This window comes from Pseudomonas synxantha BG33R, from assembly GCF_000263715.2.
GTDB lineage: Bacteria > Pseudomonadota > Gammaproteobacteria > Pseudomonadales > Pseudomonadaceae > Aquipseudomonas > Aquipseudomonas synxantha_A.
Genome location: NZ_CM001514.1, coordinates 509,450 through 534,317, shown reverse-complemented (window position 1 = coordinate 534,317; position 24,868 = coordinate 509,450). Strand labels below are relative to the sequence as shown.

General features: G+C 62.4%; 25 protein-coding genes and 1 pseudogene. 23 read left to right on the top strand and 3 right to left on the bottom strand.

Going from position 1 to position 24,868, the window contains the following annotated elements; all coding sequences use genetic code 11:
* Positions 1–5: 5 nt before the first annotated feature.
* Positions 6–3,389 carry a mechanosensitive channel MscK gene (gene mscK, locus PSEBG33_RS24530; protein ID WP_005784106.1) on the top strand — a complete coding sequence of 1,128 codons (3,384 nt, stop codon included), beginning with the start codon at positions 6–8 and terminating at the stop codon, positions 3,387–3,389.
* 48 nt (positions 3,390–3,437) lie between these two features.
* Complete coding sequence (selO, locus tag PSEBG33_RS24535; protein ID WP_005784104.1) at positions 3,438–4,901, top strand: protein adenylyltransferase SelO; 1,464 nt, start codon at positions 3,438–3,440, stop codon at positions 4,899–4,901.
* Positions 4,902–4,951: 50 nt separating this feature from the next.
* Here the strand turns inward: selO and PSEBG33_RS24540 are convergent.
* A pseudogene (locus tag PSEBG33_RS24540) lies at positions 4,952–5,167 on the bottom strand (hypothetical protein); the annotation flags it as partial.
* Between the two features lie 82 nt (positions 5,168–5,249).
* Here PSEBG33_RS24540 and trxC point away from each other — a divergent pair.
* Positions 5,250–5,684 (top strand): thioredoxin TrxC, encoded by a 435-nt coding sequence (trxC, locus tag PSEBG33_RS24545; RefSeq protein WP_005784100.1) that lies wholly within the window; start codon positions 5,250–5,252, stop codon positions 5,682–5,684.
* Between the two features lie 130 nt (positions 5,685–5,814).
* On the opposite strand, the gene PSEBG33_RS24550 is transcribed toward trxC, so the two are convergent.
* Together PSEBG33_RS24550 and PSEBG33_RS24555 are read right to left on the bottom strand one after the other, a co-directional pair.
* The gene (locus PSEBG33_RS24550) at positions 5,815–6,030 is read right to left on the bottom strand and encodes a DUF6124 family protein (protein WP_005784098.1); all 216 of its coding nucleotides are present in this window, start codon (positions 6,028–6,030) and stop codon (positions 5,815–5,817) included.
* Positions 6,031–6,429: 399 nt separating this feature from the next.
* A complete protein-coding gene (locus PSEBG33_RS24555) occupies positions 6,430–7,200 on the bottom strand; it encodes a ParA family protein (RefSeq protein WP_005784096.1) in 771 nt (256 codons plus the stop codon).
* Between the two features lie 315 nt (positions 7,201–7,515).
* Here PSEBG33_RS24555 and PSEBG33_RS24560 point away from each other — a divergent pair, with 315 nt between their 5' ends.
* Genes PSEBG33_RS24560 through PSEBG33_RS24655 form a run of 20 tightly spaced genes read left to right on the top strand, consistent with a single transcriptional unit; the run spans position 7,516 to position 24,842 of the window.
* Entirely contained in the window at positions 7,516–8,238 is a 723-nt protein-coding gene (locus PSEBG33_RS24560; protein ID WP_005784094.1) for a beta-ketoacyl synthase chain length factor, read from the top strand.
* A complete protein-coding gene (locus tag PSEBG33_RS24565) occupies positions 8,214–9,026 on the top strand; it encodes a lysophospholipid acyltransferase family protein (RefSeq protein WP_005784092.1) in 813 nt (270 codons plus the stop codon). Before PSEBG33_RS24560 ends, PSEBG33_RS24565 begins: the two co-directional genes overlap by 25 nt.
* A complete protein-coding gene (locus tag PSEBG33_RS24570) occupies positions 9,004–9,273 on the top strand; it encodes a phosphopantetheine-binding protein (RefSeq protein WP_005784090.1) in 270 nt (89 codons plus the stop codon). The genes PSEBG33_RS24565 and PSEBG33_RS24570 overlap by 23 nt, the downstream gene beginning before the upstream one ends.
* A 9-nt stretch (positions 9,274–9,282) precedes the next feature.
* Positions 9,283–9,537, top strand: a complete 255-nt coding sequence (locus PSEBG33_RS24575) for an acyl carrier protein (protein WP_005784088.1) — start codon at positions 9,283–9,285, stop codon at positions 9,535–9,537.
* Positions 9,534–10,079 (top strand): hypothetical protein, encoded by a 546-nt coding sequence (locus PSEBG33_RS24580; protein WP_005784086.1) that lies wholly within the window; start codon positions 9,534–9,536, stop codon positions 10,077–10,079. Before PSEBG33_RS24575 ends, PSEBG33_RS24580 begins: the two co-directional genes overlap by 4 nt.
* The gene (locus tag PSEBG33_RS24585) at positions 10,076–11,746 is read left to right on the top strand and encodes an acyl-CoA synthetase family protein (protein WP_005784084.1); all 1,671 of its coding nucleotides are present in this window, start codon (positions 10,076–10,078) and stop codon (positions 11,744–11,746) included. The genes PSEBG33_RS24580 and PSEBG33_RS24585 overlap by 4 nt, the downstream gene beginning before the upstream one ends.
* Positions 11,739–12,473, top strand: coding sequence for a glycosyltransferase family 2 protein (locus tag PSEBG33_RS24590; protein ID WP_005784082.1), 735 nt, complete (start codon positions 11,739–11,741; stop codon positions 12,471–12,473). The genes PSEBG33_RS24585 and PSEBG33_RS24590 overlap by 8 nt, the downstream gene beginning before the upstream one ends.
* On the top strand, positions 12,470–13,405 hold the full coding sequence (locus PSEBG33_RS24595) for a glycosyl transferase (protein WP_005784080.1): 936 nt from the start codon (positions 12,470–12,472) through the stop codon (positions 13,403–13,405). The genes PSEBG33_RS24590 and PSEBG33_RS24595 overlap by 4 nt, the downstream gene beginning before the upstream one ends.
* Complete coding sequence (locus tag PSEBG33_RS24600; RefSeq protein WP_005784079.1) at positions 13,389–14,930, top strand: HAL/PAL/TAL family ammonia-lyase; 1,542 nt, start codon at positions 13,389–13,391, stop codon at positions 14,928–14,930. Before PSEBG33_RS24595 ends, PSEBG33_RS24600 begins: the two co-directional genes overlap by 17 nt.
* Complete coding sequence (locus PSEBG33_RS24605) at positions 14,923–15,351, top strand: acyl-CoA thioesterase (RefSeq protein WP_005784077.1); 429 nt, start codon at positions 14,923–14,925, stop codon at positions 15,349–15,351. The genes PSEBG33_RS24600 and PSEBG33_RS24605 overlap by 8 nt, the downstream gene beginning before the upstream one ends.
* A gap of 26 nt (positions 15,352–15,377) precedes the next feature.
* Positions 15,378–16,040, top strand: a complete 663-nt coding sequence (locus tag PSEBG33_RS24610; RefSeq protein ID WP_032803765.1) for an outer membrane lipoprotein carrier protein LolA — start codon at positions 15,378–15,380, stop codon at positions 16,038–16,040.
* Positions 16,012–18,342: an MMPL family transporter gene (locus tag PSEBG33_RS24615; protein WP_005784074.1), complete on the top strand. Its 2,331-nt coding sequence runs from the start codon at positions 16,012–16,014 to the stop codon at positions 18,340–18,342. Before PSEBG33_RS24610 ends, PSEBG33_RS24615 begins: the two co-directional genes overlap by 29 nt.
* A 33-nt stretch (positions 18,343–18,375) precedes the next feature.
* Positions 18,376–19,623 carry an NAD(P)/FAD-dependent oxidoreductase gene (locus tag PSEBG33_RS24620; RefSeq protein WP_005784072.1) on the top strand — a complete coding sequence of 416 codons (1,248 nt, stop codon included), beginning with the start codon at positions 18,376–18,378 and terminating at the stop codon, positions 19,621–19,623.
* Positions 19,620–20,369, top strand: coding sequence for a class I SAM-dependent methyltransferase (locus tag PSEBG33_RS24625; RefSeq protein WP_005784070.1), 750 nt, complete (start codon positions 19,620–19,622; stop codon positions 20,367–20,369). The genes PSEBG33_RS24620 and PSEBG33_RS24625 overlap by 4 nt, the downstream gene beginning before the upstream one ends.
* Complete coding sequence (locus tag PSEBG33_RS24630; RefSeq protein WP_005784068.1) at positions 20,366–20,848, top strand: DUF3261 domain-containing protein; 483 nt, start codon at positions 20,366–20,368, stop codon at positions 20,846–20,848. The genes PSEBG33_RS24625 and PSEBG33_RS24630 overlap by 4 nt, the downstream gene beginning before the upstream one ends.
* A complete protein-coding gene (locus PSEBG33_RS24635) occupies positions 20,845–22,011 on the top strand; it encodes a beta-ketoacyl-[acyl-carrier-protein] synthase family protein (RefSeq protein WP_005784066.1) in 1,167 nt (388 codons plus the stop codon). Before PSEBG33_RS24630 ends, PSEBG33_RS24635 begins: the two co-directional genes overlap by 4 nt.
* Positions 22,008–22,469: a hotdog family protein gene (locus PSEBG33_RS24640; RefSeq protein ID WP_005784064.1), complete on the top strand. Its 462-nt coding sequence runs from the start codon at positions 22,008–22,010 to the stop codon at positions 22,467–22,469. Before PSEBG33_RS24635 ends, PSEBG33_RS24640 begins: the two co-directional genes overlap by 4 nt.
* Entirely contained in the window at positions 22,466–23,194 is a 729-nt protein-coding gene (gene fabG, locus PSEBG33_RS24645) for a 3-oxoacyl-ACP reductase FabG (protein ID WP_005784062.1), read from the top strand. Before PSEBG33_RS24640 ends, fabG begins: the two co-directional genes overlap by 4 nt.
* Positions 23,194–24,420: a beta-ketoacyl-ACP synthase gene (locus PSEBG33_RS24650; protein WP_005784060.1), complete on the top strand. Its 1,227-nt coding sequence runs from the start codon at positions 23,194–23,196 to the stop codon at positions 24,418–24,420. The genes fabG and PSEBG33_RS24650 overlap by 1 nt, the downstream gene beginning before the upstream one ends.
* A gap of 26 nt (positions 24,421–24,446) precedes the next feature.
* On the top strand, positions 24,447–24,842 hold the full coding sequence (locus PSEBG33_RS24655) for a hypothetical protein (protein ID WP_005784058.1): 396 nt from the start codon (positions 24,447–24,449) through the stop codon (positions 24,840–24,842).
* Positions 24,843–24,868 lie beyond the last annotated feature (26 nt).

The window sequence follows — 24,868 nt, the reverse complement described above, 5'->3', positions numbered from 1 at the left end:
TCTCTATGCCAACCCTGCGCACTTTTATCGCCACTGCCCTGCTGGGCCTGACCCTTTGCGTCGGCGCCGTTCACGCTGCCGACCCGCCCAGCGCCGACGCCATCCAGCAAACCCTGGATAAACTGCCCGACCGCAAGCTGCCCGACGCTGACATGAAGGCGTTGCAGGGCATCCTGCAGCAGACCCTGACGTACCTGGCGAACCAGCAGGATTACGAGCAGCGCCTGGCCGATCTCAAGCGCCAGCTGGAAGAGGCCCCACGCCAGACCGCCGACAACCAGCGCGAGCTGGCCCGGCTCAAGGCCACCAAAATCATCCCGGTAGCCCAACGCTACGCCTCGCTGCCCGTGCCGCAGCTTGAGCAATTGCTGGTGCAACGCAGCACCCAGCAAGGCGACCTGCAAAAAGAACTGGCCGATGCCAACAGCCTGACCATCGCCGCCCAGACCCGCCCCGAGCGCGCCCAGACCGAAATCAGCAGTAGCCAGACGCGCATCCAGCAGATCAATGCCACGCTCAAGCTGGGCAAAGACAATGGCAAAGCCCTCACCGGCGACCAGCGCAACCAGTTGAACGCTGAACTGGCGGCCCTGAATGCGCTGATCCCGCTGCGTCGCCAGGAGTTGGCCGGCAACAGCCAGTTGCAAGACCTGGGCAACAGCCAGCACGACCTGATCCAGGAAAAAACCGCGCGCCTGGAGCAGGAAATCCAGGACCTGCAAACCCTGATCAACCAGAAACGCCTGGCCCAGTCCCAGCAGACGGTGACGCAACAGTCCATCGAAGCCCAGAAAGCCGGGGGCAGCAGCATCCTTGCCAAGGAAAGCGCCGACAACCTGAAGCTGTCCGACTACCTGCTCAAGAGCACTGATCGTCTCAATGACCTGACCCAGAAGAACCTGCAGACCAAGCAGCAACTGGACACGGTCAACCAGAGCGATTCGGCCCTGGACGAGCAGATCAACGTGCTCAAGGGCAGCCTGCTGCTTTCCAAGATTCTGTATAAGCAAAAACAGGCCCTGCCGCGCCTCACCGTCGACCGCGACCTGGCCGACGATATCGCCAACATTCGGCTGTACCAGTTCGAGGTCAACCAGCAGCGTGAGCTGATCAGTTCCCCCAGCGCCTATGTGGATAACCTGCTGGCCAACCAGCCACCGGACGAAGTCACGCCGCAACTGCGTCGCACCTTGCTGGAACTGGCGATCACCCGCAGCGACCTGCTGGAGCGCCTGAGCCGCGAGCTGAGTGCGCTACTGAACGAATCGATCACCCTGCAACTGAACCAGAAGCAACTGTTGAGCACCGCCACTACACTGCGCGCGACGCTTGATGAGCAGATGTTCTGGATCCCGAGCAACAAGCCGCTGGACACCGAATGGCTGGAAACCGTGCCGGCGCACCTGAGCAAGCAAGTCGCCACGCTGCCCTGGGCATCCAGTGTCAGCGAACTGTATGACGGCCTGACCCAGCGCCCGTTGCTGTTCCTGCCGCTGCTGCTGTTGCTCGGCGCGCTGTTGTGGCGACGCAAGGCGTTGTACCAGCGCCTGAACAAGGTCCACCTGGACATCGGTCACTTCAAGCGCGACAGCCAGTGGCATACGCCGCAGGCGATCCTGATCAATATCCTGCTGGCAATGCCGGTGTCCCTGGGCCTGGCGCTGTGCGGCTATGCATTGCAGATCGACGCCCGCGGGCAGAACGCCAACCTGGGCTCGGCCCTGCTGCAGATCGCCCAGGCGTGGCTGGTGTTCTACACCGCCTACCGCATCCTTGCGCCGGGCGGCGTGGCCGAACTGCACTTTCGCTGGGAGAAACCTCAGGTCCAGTTCCTCCAGGGCTGGATACGCAAGCTCGGGCTGGTGGTACTGGCCCTGGTGGCAGTGGTGGCGATTGCCGAACACCAACCGGCGGCACTGGCCGAAGACGTGCTGGGCATTGCCGTGGTGCTCACCTGCTATGGCTTGATGGCGTGGCTGCTAAGCCGCCTGCTGCTCAACAGCCCCACCCATGAAAAGGCCTCGCTGTTTCGCAAGGCCATCGGGCTGGTGTTCACCGCCCTGCCGATCGCGCTGTTCATCGCCGTGTGCTTTGGCTACTACTACACCGCCCTGAAACTCAGCGACCGGCTGATCAACACCCTGTACCTGCTGATGTTCTGGCTGGTGATCGAGGCCACCTTCGTGCGCGGCCTCGGCGTGGCCGCCCGGCGCCTGGCCTATGCCCGCGCCCTGGCCAAACGCCAGGCCGCCAAGGAAGCCGGTGATGGCGAAGCGGTGATCGAGGAGCCGACTCTGGACATCGAACAGGTCAACGAACAGTCCATGCGACTGATCCGCCTGGCCTTGCTCGGCGGCTTTATCGCAGCGCTGTACTGGGTGTGGTCGGACCTGATCTCGGTGTTTTCGTACCTGGATAACGTCACCCTGTACGAATACACCAGCGGTACGGGTGCCAATATCAGCATGGTGCCCATCAGTATCGGCGACCTGCTCGGCGCGTCGATCATCATCGGCATCACCTTCGCCCTGGCGCGCAACCTGCCCGGCCTGCTGGAAGTGCTGGTGCTGTCCAAGCTGGACCTGGCCCAGGGCAGCGCCTATGCCACCACCACCTTGCTGTCCTACATCATTGCCGGCGTAGGGTTTGTCACCACCCTGTCCACCCTCGGCGTGAGCTGGGACAAGCTGCAATGGCTGGTTGCGGCGCTGTCAGTGGGCCTGGGCTTCGGTATGCAGGAGATCTTCGCCAACTTCATCTCCGGCATCATGATCCTGTTCGAACGCCCGGTGCGCATTGGCGACACCATCACCATCGGCAACCTGTCGGGTACGGTGAGCAAGATCCGCATTCGCGCCACCACCATCACCGACTTCGACAACAAGGACATCATTGTCCCGAACAAGACCTTTATTACCGGGCAACTGATCAACTGGTCGCTGACCGACACCATCACTCGCGTGACCCTGAAACTCGGCGTGGACTACGGCTCGGACCTGGACCTGGTGAAGGAATTGTTACTGAAGGCCGCACGGGAAAACCCGCGGGTACTGAAAGAACCCGAACCCCACGTGTACTTCCTCAACTTCGGCGAAAGCACCCTGGACCACGAGCTGCGCATGCATGTGCGCGACCTGGGCGACCGCAATCCGGTGCTCGACGAGGTCAACCGCTTTATCAACCGTGAGTTCAAGAAACAGCACATCAACATCTCGTTCAGGCAGATGGAGATCTACCTGAAAAACCTCCACGGCCAGGAATACAAACTGGTGCCGGCCGAGGATGAGCGCAAGACCATCGTCGAGCCCGTCGACAAGCCCGACGCACCAGAGCCACCCGCCGGCAAAGTGGTGGATGCGCCGGAGCCGCCACCGAGCAAACTCGACTAAACGCCCTATCCCCAGCAGAATGCTCGGACATTCTGCTGGAGATGGCCGGTGAAAGCCCTCGACGAACTGACCTTCGACAACCGCTTCGCACGCCTGGGCGACGCGTTCTCAACCCACGTATTGCCAGAGCCCCTGGACGAACCGCGCCTGGTCGTGGCAAGCAAGGCCGCCATGGCCCTGCTGGACCTCGACGCGGCCGTGGCTGAAACGCCCGTGTTTGCCGAACTGTTTGGCGGCCACAAGCTGTGGGCCGAAGCCGAACCAAGGGCGATGGTCTATTCGGGGCATCAGTTTGGCGGCTACACCCCGCAATTGGGCGATGGCCGGGGGTTGTTGCTGGGCGAGGTCTACAACGAGGCCGGCGAACATTGGGATTTGCACCTCAAGGGCGCCGGCATGACGCCTTACTCGCGCATGGGCGACGGGCGTGCGGTGTTGCGCTCTTCGATTCGCGAATTCCTCGCCTCCGAAGCGCTACACGCGCTGGGCATCCCCAGCAGCCGCGCCCTATGCGTGATCGGCTCCAGCACCCCGGTCTGGCGTGAGAAACAGGAACGTGGCGCCATGGTTTTGCGCCTGGCCCATAGCCATATCCGCTTCGGGCATTTCGAATACTTCTACTACACCAAGAAGCCCGAACAGCAGGTCGAGTTGGCCGAACATGTCTTGAACCTGCATTACCCCGAGTGCCGTGAACAGCCTGAACCTTACCTCGCGATGTTCCGCAAGATCGTCGAGCGCAATGCCGAGCTGATCGCCAAATGGCAGGCGTACGGCTTCTGCCACGGTGTGATGAACACCGACAACATGTCGATCCTGGGCATCACCTTCGACTTCGGGCCGTTTGCGTTCCTTGATGATTTTGACGCGCACTTCATCTGCAACCATTCCGACCATGAAGGGCGTTACTCCTTCAGCAACCAGGTACCGATCGGGCAGTGGAACCTCAGCGCATTGGCCCAGGCGCTTACGCCGTTTATCAGCGTTGATGCGCTCAAAGAAGCCCTCGGCCTGTACCTGCCGCTATACCAAGCCCACTATCTGGACCTGATGCGCCGCCGCCTGGGGCTGACCACCGCCGAAGAGGATGACCAGACGCTGGTGGAGAGTTTGCTCAAGCTGATGCAGAACAGCGGCGTGGACTACACGCTGTTCTTCCGTCGACTGGGCGATGAATCGGCGGCGCTGGCCGTGGCGCGGTTGCGCGATGACTTTGTCGACATGGCCGGGTTCGATGCCTGGGCCGAACTCTACAAAGCCCGCGTTGCGCGGGACGGGGATTACACCCAGGAACAGCGCCGCGAGCGCATGCATGCGGTGAACCCGCTCTACATCCTGCGCAACTATCTGGCCCAAAACGCCATCGCCGCCGCCGAGGCCGGGGACTACAGCGAAGTGCGGCGGCTGCATGAGGTGCTTTGCAAACCGTTTGAGGAACAAACGGGAATGGAGCAGTACGCGCAGCGGCCGCCGGATTGGGGCAGGCATTTGGAGATCAGTTGTTCATCGTAAGCCCTAAAGACAATGGAATTATTCTGCGGTGAATAGGCTCATCAGATCTGAGGCATACGCTGATGCTCCAGATCATAGGCCTCCACCCAGTCAGAAATGATGTCCAGTAGCCCACCCATTGGATGGTCTTCATCTTCTCCCATGATATCGAGCAGCTCATCAATCGCCTCGACCAGGGCGTCATAATCCTCCTCGGTTTGGGGTTTGCGCAGCAGCGTTGCAACGTAAGGCCAATGTTCAATGGCCAGTTTCAAAGCGTCGTTCATGCTTTGTCCTTTTTATCGAGTGTTGATAAACCGCGTCGCCGACAACAGATTGAAGCCAATAGCCGCCCCCAAGGAGCCCCCGATGTCCGAAACTCTTGTAATCCCCTGCCCTCATTGCAATGGCCTCAACCGCATCCCCGGCGAACGCCTGGGTGATGCGCCCAAGTGCGGGCGTTGCAAGCAGCCGGTGTTGTTGAACAAGCCGTTTGAATTGAAACAAGGCGACTACGCCAGCCAGATCAAGGGCGACTTGCCGTTGCTGGTGGATGTGTGGGCCGACTGGTGCGGGCCGTGCAAGTCGTTTGCGCCGGTATTCGAGCAGGCCGCCGGGCAGCTTGAAGGCAAGTGCCGGCTGGCGAAGCTGGACAGTGAGGCTAATCAGCAGCTGTCGGCGCAGTTGGGGATTCGTTCTATTCCCAGTTTGATTCTGTTCAAGAACGGTCGCGAAGTGGCGCGCCAGAGTGGGGCGTTTCCGTTGCCGCAGTTGATGAGCTGGTTGCGTAGCCAGGGGGTGTAAACATCCCCCGCCATCAACTCGGTCAATGTAGGAGCTGGCTTGCCTGCGATGCAGGCGACTCGGTCGGTCTGATATACCGAGGCGATGCCATCGCAGGCAAGCCAGCTCCCACATTGAATGCATTTCAGCTTTAGGTCAGCGGGGCTTCGCGGTCCATCATCTGGCTGACCAGCATGACACCCAGTTCGCTTAACTGGTGGATGGCCAGCGCTACGTCGCGGTGTTCGCCGGCGAGGTCGTTGGACAGGTTGAGCAGCAAGGTGCGCACCGAGGAGAAGGTTTCGTAGCTGTTGAGCACGAGGGTTTCGGTGGGGAGGTTGGGTGTAACGGTATAAAGGTTAACCATGGATCGTCTCCGAGTAGAGGAGCCGCAACCTACCGCTACTAAACGGAGGGTGGCAGCTGTACGCAGGTTAGTAGACCGGGGAGACGCAACCGGCGCGCTCGAAAGCGCCCTCCGTACAGCCACCATCAAATCCAGGAAGATCCTGATGACGATTTGCCGTACGTCTCACCACGGGCTACTAAACCCGATCACTGAACATTCAGCGACCGGCAAACCTTAGAGACGCCCATCCAGACGCACAAGCCGGCCGATTCTGGCGTAGCTGTAGGCAAGGTTACAAGGCACAAGCCCTATTGCCAGACCGGTCCTACAGCCTCTGTGGGACGATTCATTGGAATACCATCCAAATGTGGGAGGGGGCTTGCCCCCTCCCACATTTGATCTGTGTGGCACTTGAAATCAGGCGTTTTCCAGCAGGTTATGCAATTCGACGAACTGCTGAGTCAGCTTATGCCGTGGGTCCAGGTGGATCAGCGGCTTGCTCTCCTGGTGCGACTCGCGCATTCGCACCGAGCTGGCCAGGTACACCGGCAGCACTGGCAGCCCTTCGGCAATCAGTTCATCCAGAATCTGCTGCGGCAGGCTGGCCCGGGCCTGAAACTGGTTGACCACGATGCCTTCCACTTCCAGGCCTTCATTATGGTCGTCCTTCAGTTCTTCGATTTCCGCGAGCAGGCCATATAGCGCCTGGCGCGAAAAACTGTCGCAATCGAAAGGGATCAGCACACGATCAGCCGCAATCAGCGCAGAAACCGCATAGAAGTTCAACGCGGGTGGGGTGTCGAGGTAAATCCGGTCGTAATCCTCGCTCAACTCATCCAGCAGCTTTCGCAGCTTGTTGATCTTGTGCTTGGCTTCGAGCTTGGGCTGCAGGTCTGCCAGCTCGGCGGTGGCGGTGATGACGTGCAGGTTGTCGAACGGCGTTTCGTAGATATCAACCTTGTTCTTCTTCGAAAAAGGCCCGGAAGACAACGTTTGCTTGAAAAAATCCGCGATCCCCATGGGGATGTCTTCGCCCGTCAAGCCGGTCAGGTACTGGGTCGAGTTGGCTTGCGCATCGAGGTCCACCAACAGGGTTCGATAACCTTCGCTGGCGCTGACCGCCGCCAGGTTGCAGGCGATGCTGGACTTGCCCACGCCGCCTTTTTGATTGAACACCACACGCCGCATGGAAAAACCTCCGTGTATCAATGAATGACCGAGTGTAGAGCGCAAAAGCGCCAGTTAGCTACCTCGTTCATCCATACGCTGTGCCTGGCTCACAAATGAATGGGAAATCTCCGACGACCCAGCCTGGCCTGTGATCGCCGACAATCTGTAAATTCTTCCAACTTATTTGTGATCAATAGTGAACAAACTTTCACCACTATTTGCTAGAACCCCGCGGCACCGGGATAATGCGCGCCATTCGGCTATTGCTCTCTGTCCCGGAATCCGGGGCCATTGGCCGCACATGGAAGCCCGCAGGGGCGGGATAACTTCTCAGTGATCAACTTCAACATCGCCCAATGGCGCGCCTGGGCTCCTGGCCTTGAGAGTGCGCACGACTGGCACGCCTGGTGCCGGGACCCGGTGTTGCTGCCCGTCAGCGAAGCCTGCCCGGATGTGTCATTTCTGCCAGCTATGCAGCGCCGCCGCTTGAGCCGGCTGGCGCGCATGGCATTCAGCGTCGGCTGGCCGCTGGCCGAGGGCCTTGCAGAGCTGCCGCTGGTGTTCATTTCCCGCCACGGCGAAACCCCGCGCACCCTGGATATCCTCAGTGATCTGGCCAACGAGCAGCCGCTGTCGCCCACCCAGTTCAGCCTGTCGGTGCACAACGCGGTGATCGGTCTGTGGTCGATCCTGCGCAATGAAACCGCCGAGATGACTGCCCTCGCCGCCGTTGGCGATGGCCTGGAGCACGGCCTCCTCGAAGCCGCCGCACTGCTCAACGAAGGCGCCCCGGCGGTGCTGCTGATGATCACTGAAGAACAGCCGCCCGAAGCCTACGCCGGCTGGATCCATGACGTACCTTTCCCCTATGCCCTCGGCCTGTTGCTCACACCGGGCGACGAGTGGCAGCTGGAACTCACCACCGGCACTGTCCAACCCTCCACCATCGCCCAGTGGCCCCACGCCCTGAACCTGCTGCGCACCCTGCTGACCGAACAGGGCGCCTGCCAACATGCCTGGAAGAACCGAGTATGGAACTGGCAACGCAAGCCCTGACCGACAAGCCTCGGGACGCCTATTACTGGCGCCTGCTCGCTACCGCCGCGAGCTTTTTCCTGTTCGGCGTGGGCGGGTTGTGCCTGCGTTTGCTGGTGTTTCCATTGCTCAGTTGCTTGCCGGGCAGTGCCGAACAGCACCAGCGCCGTGCACGTCACACCATCAGCCGGCTGTTCTGGTTCTTTGTGCGGTTGATGCAGCGTGTCGGCGTGCTGACCTACAGCGTGGAAGGCGCCGAAAAGCTCGGGCGTCCAGGGCAGATGATCGTTGCCAACCACCCGTCGCTGATCGATGTGGTGTTCCTGATCGGCCTGATGCGCCAGACCAACTGCGTGGTCAAGCAGAGCCTGTTCCAGAACCCCTTCACCCGCGGGCCGGTGCATGACGCCGGCTACATCAGCAACGACGGCAGCGCCGATATGCTCGATGCGGCTGCCGACGCCCTGCGCGCCGGCCAGACCCTGATCATCTTTCCCGAAGGCACCCGCACCACGCCCGGCGCGGCCCCGGCCTTTCATCGTGGCGGCGCAGCCATTGCCCTGCGGGGTGCGACAATCATCACCCCGGTAGTGATCAAGGTCAGCCCCACCACCCTGACCAAGGCCGAACCCTGGTATCGCATCCCCAAACGTCGATTTCACTTCAGTTTGCGCGTGGGGGCCGATATAGAGCCACAAGCGTTTGCCGCGCTCGGCGCCGCGCCCCAGGCTTCACGCAAGCTCAACGATTACCTGCATCACTATTTCATTAAGGAGCTCGCCGAAGATGAGCGACCAAAAAAGCCTTGAGCACGAGATAAAAGAGCTGATCATCGAGGCCCTGGGTCTGGAAGACATCAGCGCCGACGACATTGGCAGCGAACAGACTCTGTTTGGCGAAGGCCTGGGCCTGGACTCGGTCGATGCCCTGGAATTGGGCCTGGCGATCCAGAAAACCTACGGCATCAAGATCGATGCCGACGCCAAGGACACCCGCAATCACTTCACCAACGTGGCCAGCCTTGCGGCGTTCGTCACGGCCCGACAGGCAGCTTGAGACCGTACCATGCAAACTCGTGACGATATTTTCAACACCCTGCGCGATGCCTTGGTGGAACTGTTTGAACTGGAACCTGCGCGCGTCACCCTCGACGCCAACCTGTATCAAGACCTGGAAATCGACAGCATCGACGCCGTGGACCTGATCGACCACATCAAGCGCCAGACCGGCAAAAAGATCGCCGCCGAAGAATTCAAGGCGGTGCGCACCGTGAACGACGTGGTTGAGGCGGTATACCGTCTGGTCCAGCCCGCCGCATGAGCCGGCTGATCGGCCTTGGCCTGTTGTTGGCGGGGCTGCTGTACCCCTTTGCGGTGTATTACGGCACCGAGCATTTTGCACCGTGGCAATTCGGCCTGTTGCTGGGCAGCCTGTGGCTGTTGCGCGCCCTGACCGCTGGGCGGCGCCCGGGCAGCCGCTGGATGGCGGTGACGGTGATCGTGTTCTGCGTGCTGCTGGCCTGGTTCGATAACCCGCAGTGGCTGCGTTGGTACCCCAGCCTGGTCAATGCGTTCATGTTGGCGCTGTTCGGCCTGAGCCTGAAATACGGCCCGCCGATGGTCGAGCGCTTGGCACGCATGACTGACCCGCAACTGCCGCCGAAGGCAATCGTGTATACCCGCCAGGTCACCGTGGTGTGGAGTGCATTTTTTCTGTGTAATGGCTTGCTCGCCGCCGCGCTCACGCTGTGGGCGCCGCTGAGCTGGTGGACGTTGTACAACGGCTTGATCGCCTACGGGCTGATGGCGCTGTTGTTTGCCGTGGAATGGCTGGTACGACAAAGGGTTCGAGGCCGCGTATGAATGGGTTGAAACTTGAGCACTTGTTGCTTGAGCCGCTGCAACAGCGCTGGGTCACCACCGAGCCTGACATGAATCACGCCCAGCTGTGGGAAGCATCCCTGCGCCTGGCGGCCGGCTTGCAGGCGCGAGGCATCCAGCGCCTGGCCGTGTACCTGGAAGACGCGGGCGTCCTGGCGATTGCCTTGCTGGGCGCCTGGCGCGCCGGTGCCAGCGTACTGCTGCCGGCCGACCTGCAGCCCCAGACCCGCCATCGCTGGGATCCTGCCGTCGACGCCTGGTTGATCGAAGCCGCTGATCTCGAGGCGCTGTACCAGGCGCCCCTGAGCCCTGCGGTTCTCGACCTGGACACCTGCCAACTGAGCCTGTGCACCTCCGGTTCCAGCGGCGAGCCCAAGCGCATCGACAAGTCCCTGCGCCAACTGGCCAATGAAGTCGAGGCGCTGGAAGCCCTGTGGGGGGCGGACCTCAAAGACGCCTGCATCATCGGCAGCGTCGCCACCCAGCACATCTACGGCTTGCTGTTTCGCGTGCTGTGGCCGCTGTGCGCAGGTCGCACCTTTGTGCGCAAGCAACTGGCGTTCCCCGAAGACATGCAGCGCGCCAGCCGCGAGCACCCACAATTTGCCTGGGTCGCCAGCCCGGCGCTGCTCAAACGCATGGGCGACAACCTCGACTGGCCGGCACTGAGCCAGGTTGCGCGGGTGTTTTCCTCCGGTGGCGCGCTGCCCGTTGAAGCCGCCGGCAGTCTGTATGACCGCTTGCAGCAATGGCCGACGGAAATTCTCGGCAGCTCGGAAACCGGCGGCATCGCCTGGCGCCAGGGCGCGCAACCCTGGCAGCCGTTTGCCGATGTGCAACTGAGCCAGGATGCCGACGGCGCACTGCGTATCGCATCAAAGTACCTGCCCGAAGGGCACATCGAACAGACCGCCGACGCTGCACGCATCCATGCCGATGGCCGTTTTGAATTGCTGGGCCGCCTGGACCGTATCGTCAAGCTGGAAGAAAAACGCATCTCCCTGCCGATGCTCGAACAGGCGTTGATGACCCACCCCTGGGTCGCCGAAACCCGCCTGGGTGTGGTGCAGGAAAACCGCGCCTCCCTTGGCGCACTGGTGGTGCTCAGCGGCGATGGCCTGCATGCCCTGCGCAACCAGGGCCGGCGCACGCTCACCCAAACCCTGCGCCAGCACCTGGGCCAACATTGCGAAGCCCTGGCCCTGCCCCGTCGCTGGCGGTTGCTGCGCCAATTGCCGCTCAACAGCCAGGGCAAGCTGCCCCAGGCCGATATCGAAGCACTTCTGCTGGCTCCCCGGCCAAAAGCCCCCGAAGTGCTGGAGCAGGTCGAAGCCGATGGCGAATGGACCGTACAACTGAGCGTCCCGCCGGACCTGGCCTATTTCAGCGGACACTTCCCGGTAACGCCGGTGCTGCCGGGCGTGGTGCAGGTGGAATGGGCATTCAACCTGGGCCAGCAACTGCTCGACTTGCCGAGCACATTCGCCGGCATGGAAGTGCTCAAGTTCCAGCAACTGGTGCGCCCGGGCGATCAGATTGAACTGCACCTGCGCTTTGACCGGGAACGCAGCAAGCTTTATTTCACCTACCGCAACGGCGTTGCCGCCTGTTCCAGCGGACGCATACAGTTGGTGACTGCGAATGCATAACCCCTGCGCCCTGATTCCGGTGTACAACCACGAAACTGCCGTACCCGCCGTGGTCCGCAGCCTGCTGGGCAGCGGCTTGCCGTGCGTGCTGGTCGACGACGGCAGCAGCCCGGCCTGCGCAGCGGTGTTGGCGCAATTGGCCACCCTCGACAACGTCACCCTGTTGACCCTGCCCAGCAACCAGGGCAAGGGCGGCGCAGTGATGGCCGGCTTTAGCGAAGCGGCGCGCCTGGGCTACACCCACGCCCTGCAAGTGGACGCCGACGGCCAGCACGACCTGCGTGAAGTCGAGACCTTTATCGACACCTCGCGCCGGCACCCTGACGCCGTCATCTGCGGCTACCCCGAATACGACGACAGCGTGCCCAAAGGCCGCTTGTATGCGCGCTACCTGACCCACGTGTGGGTGTGGATCAACACCCTGTCGTTGCAGATTCGCGACTCGATGTGCGGTTTTCGCGTGTACCCGCTGGCGCCAACCCTGGTCTTGATCGACTCGGCCTACATCGGCACGCACATGGATTTCGACTCGGACATCCTGGTGCGCCTGGCCTGGCGCAACCAACCGATGCGCTGGCTGCCGACCCAGGTGCACTACCCTGCCGACGGCTTGTCGCACTTTCGCTTGTTCCGCGACAACGTTCGCATCAGCGCCATGCACACGCGGCTGTTTTTCGGCATGTTGGTGCGTGCGCCGATGATCCTGTGGCGACGGTGGCAGGCATGAGCGACAGCACCAAGCACTGGGCCGACCGCGAGGAACGCGGCAGCTTCTGGCTGATGAAGCTCACGGCGCTCGCCGCAAAAGTCCTGGGTCGTCGCCTGTTGAGCCCTTTGCTCTACAGCATCGTTTTCTACTTCTTTCTGTTTGGCCGCACGGCGCGCCACAGCGCCTGGCAATATCAACAGCGCCTGGCCCAATGGAGTGGGCGCGATGAACTACTGCCCAGCCACCGGAAAGTCTTCGGCCAGTTCATGGCCTTCGCCGATTCCCTGCTCGACAAGCTCGACGTATGGAACGGCAAGCTGGGCCTGGAACAGATCGAAATCAACGACCCGGCGCAATTGCGCGGGCAACTGCGTGGCGCACGCGGGCAGATGCTGGTGGGCGCGCACCTGGGCAACCTGGAAGTGTGCCGTGCACTGGCGGAGATCGGTGAACAGGTCACCATGAACGTGTTGGTGCACACCAAGCACGCCGAGCGTTTCAACCGCCTGCTGGGCGAAGCCGGGGCCAGCCATTTGCGCCTGATCCAGGTCAGCGAGTTGGACCCGGCCACCATGCTGCTGCTCAGCCAGCGCCTGGACGACGGCGAATGGCTGGCGATTGCCGGTGACCGCATACCGTTGCACGGTGGGCGTACGGTGCGCGTGGATTTCCTCGGCCACCCGGCTGCGTTCCCCCAAGGCCCGTGGCTGCTGGCCGGGCTGCTCAAATGCCCGGTCAACCTGCTGATGTGCCTCAAGCATGAAGGCCGCTATCGCCTGACCATCGAGCCTTTCGCGCCGTTGATCGAATGGAAGCGCAGCACCCGCGAGCAAGTGATTGCCGAGTGGACCGCCCGCTACGCCGCACGCCTGGGCCAGTTCTGCCTGCAAGCGCCCCAACAATGGTTCAACTTTTACCCTTTCTGGAAGACCGATGACGACGCATCTTGAGCCGGTAACCTTTGGCGAACGCCCCTTGCGCATCGAAGACGTGCTGGCCCTGGCCAACCGTCAGGTGCCCACGCAATTGCAGGGTGATGCGGCCTATCGTCAGCGCATCGCCAAGGGCGCGCAGTTTCTCGACTCGCTGCTGGACAAGGAAGGCGTGATCTACGGCGTGACCACCGGCTACGGCGACTCCTGCGTGGTGGCGGTGCCGCTGGAACACGTCGAAGCCTTGCCGCGTCACCTGTACACCTTCCACGGTTGCGGCCTGGGCAAGTTGCTCGACGCCCAAGCCACCCGCGCAGTATTGGCGGCGCGTTTGCAGTCGCTGTGCCATGGCGTGTCGGGCGTACGCGTGGAGCTACTGGAACGTCTGCACGCCTTCCTTGAACACGATGTGCTGCCACTGATCCCGGAAGAAGGCTCGGTGGGCGCCAGCGGTGATCTGACGCCGCTGTCCTACGTGGCAGCGACCTTGTCCGGCGAACGTGAAGTGCTGTTTCGTGGCGAACGCCGCCCGGCGGCCGACGTGCACCGCGAACTGGGCTGGGAGCCTTTGGTGCTGCGCCCCAAGGAAGCCCTGGCCTTGATGAACGGCACCGCCGTGATGACTGGCCTGGCCTGCCTGGCTTTCGCTCGCGCCGACTACCTGCTGCACCTGGCCACACGCATCACCGCGCTCAATGTGGTGGCGCTGCAAGGCAACCCGGAACACTTCGACGAGCGCCTGTTCGCCGCCAAGCCGCACCCTGGGCAGATGCAAGTGGCCGCGTGGCTGCGCAACGACCTGGCGATCGATGCACCGACCGCACCGCTGCATCGCTTGCAGGATCGCTACTCGCTGCGCTGCGCGCCCCATGTACTCGGCGTGTTGGCCGACAGCCTGAGCTGGCTGCGCTCGTTCATCGAGATCGAACTCAACAGCGCCAACGACAACCCGATCATCGACGCTGAAGAAGAACGCGTACTGCACGGCGGGCACTTCTACGGCGGGCATATCGCCTTCGCCATGGACAGCCTCAAGACCCTGGTGGCCAACGTCGCCGACCTGCTCGACCGCCAGCTCGCGCTGCTGGTGGACGTGCGTTACAACCATGGCCTGCCAAGCAACCTTTCGGGCGCCCCCGCCGACCGCGCGATGATCAACCACGGCTTCAAGGCCGTGCAGATCGGCACCAGCGCCTGGACCGCCGAAGCGCTGAAGAACACCATGCCGGCCAGTGTGTTCTCACGCTCCACCGAGTGCCACAACCAGGACAAGGTGAGCATGGGCACCATTGCCGCCCGCGATGCAATCCGCGTACTGGAGCTGACCGAACAAGTAGCCGCCGCCACCCTGCTCGCCGCCAACCAGGGTGTGTGGCTGCGCGCCCAAGCAGAAGATGCCCGAGCGCTGCCACCGGCACTGGCCGCAATGCACGCAGAGTTGGCCATGGACTTCCCGCCAGTCATCGAAGACCGTGCCCTGGAAGGCGAACTGCGCCTGTGCCTGCAACGCATCGCCACGCAACACTGGAGGCTGCATGCGTAGCCCCGGCGTATTGCACTGCGACACGCAAATCCTCGTGCCGTTTTTCGATATCGACACCATGAACGTGGTGTGGCACGGGCATTACGTGAAGTACCTGGAAGTGGCGCGTTGCGCGTTGCTGGACAAGCTCGGCCATAACTACACGGCCATGCTCGAATCCGGCTACGCCTGGCCGGTGATCGACATGCAGCTACGCTATGTACGTGGCGCGACCTTCGGTCAGACGCTCAATGTGCGTGCCAGCCTGGTGGAGTGGGAGAACCGTTTGAAGGTCAACTACCTGATCACTGACCTGGCGAGCGGCGAGCGTTTGACCCGCGCCAGCACCGTGCAGGTGGCGGTGCAAATCGCCAACCGCGAGATGCAACTTGCCTCGCCCACGATATTCACCGATGCCGTAGAAAGGGCCCTGAAATGCTGACCCCTGTGGGAGCGGGCTTGCCCGCGATGGTCGTTAACGATAACGCACGACGCCTGACACTACGCAGCGTCCTCAGGTTCTTCGCGGGCAAGCCCGCTCCCACAGGGATTGTGCTTATCCTGCTGTTAGGCGTTCCAGGCTTGGCCCAGGCTTTCGACTTGCAGCAGTTGAGCGATCAGCTTGCAAAACCCGCCGTCATCCACGGCAGCTTCACCCAGGAAAAACACCTGCGCGCCCTGCCCCAGCCGCTGGTCAGCAAAGGCACCTTCGTGCTCGCCAAGGACCACGGCCTGTTATGGCTGCTCAAGACCCCGCTGCAACAGGACTACCGCATCACAGGCCAAGGCATCGCCCGGCGTGACGCCAACGGCTGGCAACCGCTGCCGAACAAGAGCGCCGGGGCCGAACAGAATCGCCTGTTTCTCGCCGTACTCCAGGGCGACAGCAGCGGCTTGCAGCGTGACTTCGAACTGCAACTGCAAGGCCAGCCCCACAACTGGAAGCTCACGCTGACCCCGCGCTCATTGCTGCTCAAGCAAGTGTTCACCCGGATCAATATCGACGGCGGCGAACTGGTGCAAACCATCGAGCTGCTGGAAACCCAGGGCGACAGCACGGTATTGCGTATGCAGGACAGCACGGCCGACCAGCCCTTGAGCGATGCGGAGCAACACGACTTTGCCCAGTGAGCGCCTATTGCCGCGCCTGTTCCTGATCCTGCTGGTGGCCGTGCTGGCCCTGGCCGGCTGGCAGTGGCGCCATGGCGCGCCGTTGTCGGCCAACCTGATGGAACTGGTGCCCGGCAGCACGCCGGACGCCCTTGAGCAGCAAGCCGAACAGCGCATGCAGGAGCCGCTCAACCGCGAAATGCTGGTGCTGGTGGGGCATGCCGACCGCGAGCAAGCACTGGCCGTAGCTCAGCAATTGGGCGAGCGTTGGCAGGCCAGCGGCTTGTTTGAAAAAGTGCAGTGGAACCTGCAAGCCGACCTGCCAGCACTGCGCGAGCAACTGCTGCGCGGGCGCTTGTCGATGCTCTCGGCCAAGGACCGCGAGCAACTGATTGAGCAACCCGACGCCTTCATCCAGCAACGGGTGCAAGCGCTGTTCGACCCGTTCACCGGCTTCAGCCTGGTGCCGAGCCAGGACGACTGGCTCGGCCTGACCGGGCGTATCCAGAACAGCCAGCCGCAACACGGCGCGGTTCAGCTGGACATCGGCAGCGGCGCCTTGATCGCCGAAGCCGACGGCCAAAGCTGGGTGCTGGTGCGGGCACGCACCCACGGCAATGCCTTCGATATGAAATTGCCGTTGCAAGTGGCGGATTTGCTCCAGGCCAGCCGCGAGCAGGCGGGTGAGGACGGCGCGCAATTGCTCGCCGCCAGCGGCTTGCTCTACGCGGCCAATGGGCAGCAGCAAGCCACGCGGGAAATCACCTGGGTCGGCGGTGGCGCAACCATCGGCATCCTGTTGTTGCTGTTGCTGGCCTTCCGGCGCTGGAGGGTGTTGCTGGCATTTGTGCCGGTGCTGGTGGGCATGCTGTTTGGCGCGGTGGCCTGCGTGGCGTTGTTTGGGCATATGCATGTGATGACCCTGGTACTGGGTTCCAGCCTGATCGGCGTGGCGGTGGATTACCCACTGCACTACCTGTCCAAAAGCTGGAGCCTGCAACCCTGGCGCAGTTGGCCGGCGTTGCGCCTGACCCTGCCGGGGCTGAGCCTGAGCCTGGCCACCAGTTGCATCGGCTATCTGGCGCTGGCCTGGACACCCTTCCCGGCGCTGACGCAAATCGCGGTGTTCTCCGCCGCCGGGCTGGTGGGGGCTTATTTGTGTGCGGTGTGCCTGCTGCCTGCGCTGCTCAAGGGCGTGGAGCTGCGTCCGGCGCAATGGCCGCTGCGTGTCGCCCAGGCCCTATGGCAACTGCGTACCGCCTTGATCAAACGCGTGCCCGGTTCAGTGCTGCTGGTGGCGGTGCTGGTGTTCTGCGCCGCCGGCCTGTGGCAGCTCAACAGCAAGAACGATATTCGCCAGTGGATCGGCGCGCCGCCGCAATTGCTCCAGGAAGCACAGGCCGTAGCGCGCATCACCGGGTTCCAGCCCACCAGCCAGTTTTTCCTGGTGCGCGCAGATAATCAGCAGCAGTTGCTGGAACGCCAAGCCGCCTTGGGCAAACGCCTGGATCAGTTGGTGAACATGGACAAGCTCCAGGGTTACCTGGCGCTCAGTCAACTGGTGAACCTGCCCGAGGAGCAGCAACAACTGCGCGATGCGCTGAACACTCTGGCGCAGCACTGGCAACCGCTGCTGGACCTCGGCGTACCCGTCAGTGCCCTGCAGGCTGAAGTCACGCAGTTGCAGGCGCTGCCCACTCAAGACATTGACGCAGCCCTGCAAGGCCCGCTGGCCGAACCCTGGCGCACGCTCTGGCTCGGCCCGGTCGACGGCGGCGTGGCGGCCATGGTCAGCCTGCAAGGCTTGAACAACCCGGCGTTGCTGCGGGTGCAGGCGCTGGATTTGCCCGGCGTGCAACTGGTCGATCGCCTGGGCGACCTGAACCGCGTGTTTGCCGACACGCAAATCAGCGCAGCCGAATTGAAGTTGCTGTCGTGCGTGCTGATCGTGCTGTTGCTGATTGTGCCCTTCGGTTTTGGCGGCGCCTTGCGTATCGTCGCCCTGCCCCTGCTGGCCGCGCTGTGCAGCCTGGCCAGCCTCGGCTGGCTGGGCCAGCCGCTGACCTTGTTCAGCCTGTTTGGCCTGTTGCTGGTCACGGCCATCAGCGTTGACTACGCGATCTTGATGCGCGAGCAGATCGGCGGCCCGGCCGTCAGCCTCTTGGGAACACTGCTGGCGGCGTTGACAACCTGGTTGTCGTTCGGCCTGCTGGCGGTGTCGAGTACACCGGCCGTGAGTAATTTCGGTTTATCGGTCAGCCTGGGCCTGGCATTCAGCTTTATGCTGGCGCCCTGGGCAGCCCAGCAGAAACACACCTTATGAATGCGATTATCGCCCATGCGGCAAGGAGCCCTCGTGCCCACAGTTGAAATGGAACGTCGCCAGGTGGTGGTGATCGGTGCCGGGCCATCCGGTGCCATTGCGGCCGCGCTGCTAAAGCGCAAAGGGCATGATGTATTGATCATCGAACGCGAGCATTTCCCGCGTTTTTCGATTGGCGAAAGCCTGCTGTCGCACTGCATCGACTTCATCGAAGAAGCCGGGATGCTCGACGCTGTGCAAGCGGCGGGCTTCCAGGTAAAAACCGGCGCCGCGTTCGCCTGGGGCGAGCGCTACAGTGCGTTTGACTTTGGCGACACCTTCAGCAACGGCAAGCCCACCACCTTCCAGGTGCAGCGCGGCGAGTTCGACAAGTTGCTGGCCGATCAGGCGGCGCTGCAAGGTGTGGAAATCCGCTATGGCCAAAGCATTGTCGGTGTGGATTTCTCCGGCGAGTGCCGCTACCTGCATGTGCGCCGACAGAACGGCAGCGAGTACCACATCAAAGCCAAGTTCGTGCTCGACGCCAGCGGCTATGGCCGCGTGCTGCCGCGCCTGCTGGACCTTGAGGCGCCCTCGAACTTCCCGCTGCGCCAGGCCGTGTTCACTCACATCGAAGACCGCATCGAACACCCAGGCTTTGATCGCAGCAAAATTCTGGTCACCACCCACCCGACCCAGCGCGACATCTGGTTCTGGACCATCCCGTTCAGCAACGGCCGTTGCTCGGTGGGCGTGGTCGCGGCCAAAGAACATTTCGATGGCCGCGACAGCGACCTTGACGCCTGCCTGCGCAGCTTTGTCGATGAAACGCCAAGCCTGGCCGCCGTGCTGCAAAACGCCGCCTGGGACACCCCGGCACGCAGCATCGGCGGCTATTCGGCCAACGTCAAAAGCCTGCACGGCCCAGGCTTTGCGCTACTGGGCAATGCGGCGGAATTTCTCGATCCGGTGTTCTCGTCCGGCGTGACCATCGCCATGCGGTCGGCCAGCATGGCCGCCGCTGTGCTGCACCGTCAGCTCAACGGCGAGACCGTGGACTGGCAAAGCGAATTCGCCGAACCCTTGAAGCGCGGTGTCGATACCTTCCGCTGCTACGTCGAAGGCTGGTATGCCGGTACGTTCCAGGATGTGATTTTCCATCCCGGCAGCTCGCCGGAGATTCGCCGCATGATCAGTTCGATCCTGGCCGGTTACGCCTGGGATGAGCGCAACCCGTTTGTCAGCGAGCCGAAACGGCGATTGCGGATGTTGTCGGATATTTGTGCGAGTGAAGCGGTATGAGCAGTCCTGCCGTTGAAAAAAACTACCTGAGCAAAAATTACGTCGAGGAAACCAGGTTCGGCTTCTGGTTCCTGCGCAGCCACACCTGGCAGCATCACGTATTGCGCGTGGCGATCAACGACCTGCGCAGCCTGTTCAGCGAGCCGCTGCCGGTGGCACCGGTGTTGCTGGACGCCGGTTGTGGCCAGGGTAAATCCTTCCGGTTGCTGCAGCAGGTGTTTGCGCCTTCACGTCTGATCGGCCTGGATGCCGACCCCCACAGCCTGGAGCTGAGCCGTGAAGAGGCTGCGCGCCAGGGCCTGGCTGTCGAGCTGATCGCCAGTGACTGCGCCACCCTCGATGTACCGGACGCCAGCGTCGATATCGTGTTTTGCCACCAGACCTTTCACCACTTGGTCGAGCAACATCGCGCACTCAAGGAGTTCTATCGGGTACTCAAACCGGGCGGCTATCTGCTGTTTGCCGAATCCACCGAAGCCTATATCGACACCTGGGTGATTCGCTGGTTGTTCCGCCACCCGATGCATGTGCAAAAAAGCGCTGAAGAGTATTTGGAGATGCTGCGCGAGCAAGGCTTTGAATTCGACTCGCAGAATGTCTCGTACCCCTACCTGTGGTGGAGCCGCTCCAGCGACTTCGGCCTGCTGGAGCGCTGGGGTCTGCGCAAGGCGCCGCCGGTGGGCCAGCGCGAGGAAACCCTGGTCAACTGCGTTGCGCGCAAACCTTTGGAGAACGCCGCCTCATGATGCGCCTGCTGTTAATGGGTTGCCTGTTGCTGCTCAGTGCCTGCGCCAGCCAGGCACCGCTGCCGGAAAAAATCCCGGCCCTGGCCTTGCCGATGCAACTGCATGTGCAGCGCCTGGCGGACGGGCAGCGCCAGGACTGGCTGCTGGTGATCCAGCGCGAAGGCCACGCGATTCGCTGGTCGATGATGGACCCCTTGGGCATTCCCCTGGCCCGGCAAAAACTGCTCGATGGGCAGTGGCAGGCCGACGGCTTGCTGCCCCCCAATCCCCAGGCGCGGGAGCTGTTTGCCGCGCTGCTGTTTGCCCTGACCCCGGCCGGTGATGTGCCAGCGCTGTATCCGCACGCCCAGGCCATGGACCTGACGCGCACGCTGCCGGGCCATTGGCAAATCATCTATCAGTCTTCCGAGGTGTTCAGCGTGAACATGGCCGGCCAGCCGTTGAGTTATCGCATCACCCCGCTAGGTATCAGCCGATGACCGCTTACCTCAATGCCCTCGGTGTGATCTGCGCCCTTGGCCGAGGCCAGGCCGAAGTCAGCCGCAACCTGTTTGCCGGTGACTGTTCAGGGATGCGCGCCGAAAGCGGCTGGGTGCCGGAGCGCGTAGTGCCGGTGGCTGCCGTCCAGGGCGAACTGGTGCCTCTGCCGGTGGAACTGGCTCAACAAAGCAGCCGCAATAACCAGTTGTTGCTGGAAGCGGCGTTGCAGATTGAAGATGAGATCCGTCAGGCCATTCAAACCTATGGCCCAGGGCGAGTCGGCGTGGTGCTTGGCACCAGCACCTCGGGCATCGACGAAGCCAGCCGTGGCATTGCTCATTACCTGCGCGACAAGCAGTTCCCTGCCGACTACGACTACCAGCAACAGGAACTCAGCGCCCCGGCAAACTTCCTCGCCGACTGGCTGCAATTGAGCGGCCCGGCCTATGTGATTTCCACCGCCTGCACCTCTAGCGCCCGTGCCTTGATGAGCGCCCAGCGCCTGCTGAACCTGGGGGTGTGCGATGCGGTAATCTGTGGCGGCGTGGACAGCCTGTGCAAGCTGACCCTGAACGGATTTACCTCGCTGGAAGCGGTATCCAGCGAGCGCTGCAACCCGTTCTCGGTGAACCGCAACGGCATCAATATCGGTGAGGCGGCGGTACTGTTCCTGATGAGCCGCGAGCCGGCACCGATCGCCTTGCTGGGCAGCGGTGCCAGTTGCGACGCTCACCATATCTCCGCGCCGGAACCCAGCGGCAAGGGCGCGTTGCAAGCGATGCGCAAGGCCCTGGCCAGCGCAAAGCTGGCTCCCGAGCAGATCGGCTACCTGAACCTGCACGGCACCGCCACCCAACACAACGACGCCATGGAAAGCCAGGCGGTCGCCAGCCTGTTCCCCGGCGGTGTGGCCTGTTCGTCGACCAAGCCCATGACCGGTCACACCCTCGGTGCCGCCGGAGCGCTGGAAGCGGCGTTCTGCTGGCTGAGCCTGGCTCACGGCCAGCTGCCGCCTCACGTGTGGGACGGCCAAGCCGACCCGGCGCTGCCCGCCTTGCAATGGACACGCAGCGGCGACACCTTGAAAAAAACCTGCCTGATGAGCAACTCGTTTGCCTTCGGCGGTAATAACGTCAGCCTGATAATCGCAGAGGCCCCATGATCGATTGGCCACTTGCCGAGCTGCTACCCCACGCGGGCGACATGATCCTGATCGACCAGGTGCTGTCGTTCGATGATGAGCAGATCCGCACCCGCGTCACCGTCAAGCCCGACGGCCTGTTCAACCGCCCTGACGGTAGCCTGCCGGCCTGGGTCGGCCTGGAATTGATGGCGCAAAGCGTCGCCGCCTATGCCGGTTGCCATGCACGCCAGCAAGGCCGCGCGGTGGAACTGGGCTTCCTGTTGGGTACACGCAAGTTCGAGTGCAACGTGGAGCACTTCCCGGCAGGCGCCGAGCTGAATATCCACGGCCTGCGCTCCCTGGAAGACGACAACGGCATGGGTGTGTTCGAATGCCACCTCACCGGTAATGGTATCCAGGCCAGTGCGCGCCTGAACGTATTTCGACCGCCCCAGGCGGCCAACTATTTAGATGAATCGAAGGACCCAACGTCATGACTGAATCCGTACTGGTCACCGGCTCAAGCCGTGGCATCGGCCGCGCCATTGCCCTGCGCCTGGCCCAGGCCGGCCATGACATCGTGCTGCATTGCCGCAATGGCCGCGCCGAAGCCGACACCGTGCAGGTCGAGATCGAGGCCATGGGGCGCAAGGCACGGGTGCTGCAATTCGACGTGTCCGACCGCGCCAGTTGCAAGGCCATCCTTGAAGCCGACGTGGAGCAACATGGCGCCTACTACGGCGTGGTGCTCAATGCCGGCCTGACCCGCGACGGCGCCTTCCCGGCCTTGTCGGAAGACGACTGGGACGTGGTGATGCGCACCAACCTCGATGGTTTCTACAACGTGCTGCACCCGGTGATGATGCCGATGATTCGGCGTCGCGCCGCTGGGCGTATCGTGTGCATCACCTCGGTGTCCGGGTTGATCGGCAACCGCGGCCAGGTCAATTACAGTGCGTCGAAAGCCGGCCTGATCGGCGCGGCCAAGGCGCTGGCGATCGAGCTGGGCAAACGCAAGATCACCGTCAACTGCGTCGCTCCGGGGCTGATCGACACCGCAATGCTGGATGAAAACGTGCCGGTGGAAGAGTTGATGAAGATGATCCCGGCGCAGCGCATGGGCACGCCGGAAGAGGTGGCTGGCGCGGTGAATTTCCTGATGTCGGCCGAAGCCGGCTATATCACGCGCCAGGTGCTGGCCGTGAACGGAGGCTTGTGCTGATGAAGCGCGTCGTTGTCACCGGCATGGCCGGCGTGACGTCCCTGGGCAGCGATTGGGAAACCATCGCCGCCAACTTTCGCGCCAACCGCAGCGGTATCCGGCGCATGGATGAATGGGACCGCTTTACCGAACTGAACACGCGCCTGGCCGGGCCGATTGATGATTTTGTGGTGCCCGCGCACTGGACCCGCAAGCAATTGCGCAGCATGGGCCGTGTCTCGCGCCTGGCGGTGTGGGCAGCGGAGCAGGCACTGCAGGATGCCGGCTTGCTCGGTGATCCGTCGATCAAGGACGGGCGCATGGGCGTGGCCTGTGGCTCGTCCACCGGCAGCACCGATGAGATCAAGGCGTTCGGCAATATGCTGCTCAATTCCGTGGCCGAGGGGCTAAACGCCAACTCCTATGTGCGGATGATGCCGCACACCACCGCGGCGAATATCAGCATTTTCTTTGGCCTCACCGGGCGCTTGATCCCCACGTCCAGCGCCTGCACCAGCGGTAGCCAGGGCATCGGCTATGCCTACGAGGCAATCAAGTTCGGGCGCCTGCCATTGATGCTCGCCGGCGGCGCCGAAGAACTGTGCCCCACCGAAGCCATGGTGTTCGATGCACTCTACGCCACCAGTCTGAAAAACGATGCGCCGCAAACCAGTCCGCGCCCCTACGACAGCGGCCGTGATGGCCTGGTGATTGGTGAAGGCGCCGGCATCCTGGTACTGGAAGAGTTGCAACACGCGTTGGCGCGCGGCGCGCATATTCACGCTGAGCTGGTTGGCTTTGGCAGCAATGCCGACGGCCAGCACACCACCCGCCCGGAACAGAAAACCATGCGCCGTGCCATGGAACTGGCCCTGGAAGACGCCGGGCTTGCGCCTTCTGCCATCGGCTATGTAAACGGCCACGGCACCGCCACCGACCAGGGTGACATCGCCGAAACCCTGGCCACCAGCAGCCTGTTCGGCAGCCGAATGCCGATCAGCTCGCAGAAGAGTTTCCTCGGCCACACCCTGGGTGCCTGCGGCGCGCTGGAGTCGTGGTTCAGCATCGAAATGATGAACCGCGACGAGTACGTGCACACCTTCAACCTGGATTCGGTCGACCCACAATGCGGCGAACTGGACTACCTGCAAGGTGGCTTTCGGCAGATGCACAACGACTACGTGATGAACAACAATTTTGCCTTCGGCGGCGTCAACACCTCGTTGATCTTCCGCCGCTGGGCCTGACTTTTTAATCGATTGGAGAAAACGGAATGTCTTCCCTGCTACGCGCTACCCTGATCACCCTGGCGCTGTTGACCACTGCCGGCTGCACCAGCAAACCAGTGCTCAACACCCAGCACGAACTGCCGGCCACGACCCAGGTCAGCGAAGAAAAAATGAAACAGGTGATCGTCGCCGCCCTGCAAAAACGTGAGTGGACGGTACAACGCCTGAGCCCGCAACTGGTGCAGGCCGAGATCACCGTGCGCGGCCAGTTCTATGCAGCAATCGATATCCGCTACACCCGCAACAGCTACGCCATCACTTACCGCGACAGCCGCGACCTGGGCTACAAGGACGGCAAGATCCATCGCAACTACAACCGTTGGATAAGCATGCTGGATAGGGACATCCTGGCAGGGTTGCGCTCGACCGGGATGCAGTAAGGCCAGAAACGACAAAGGGCGCCTTT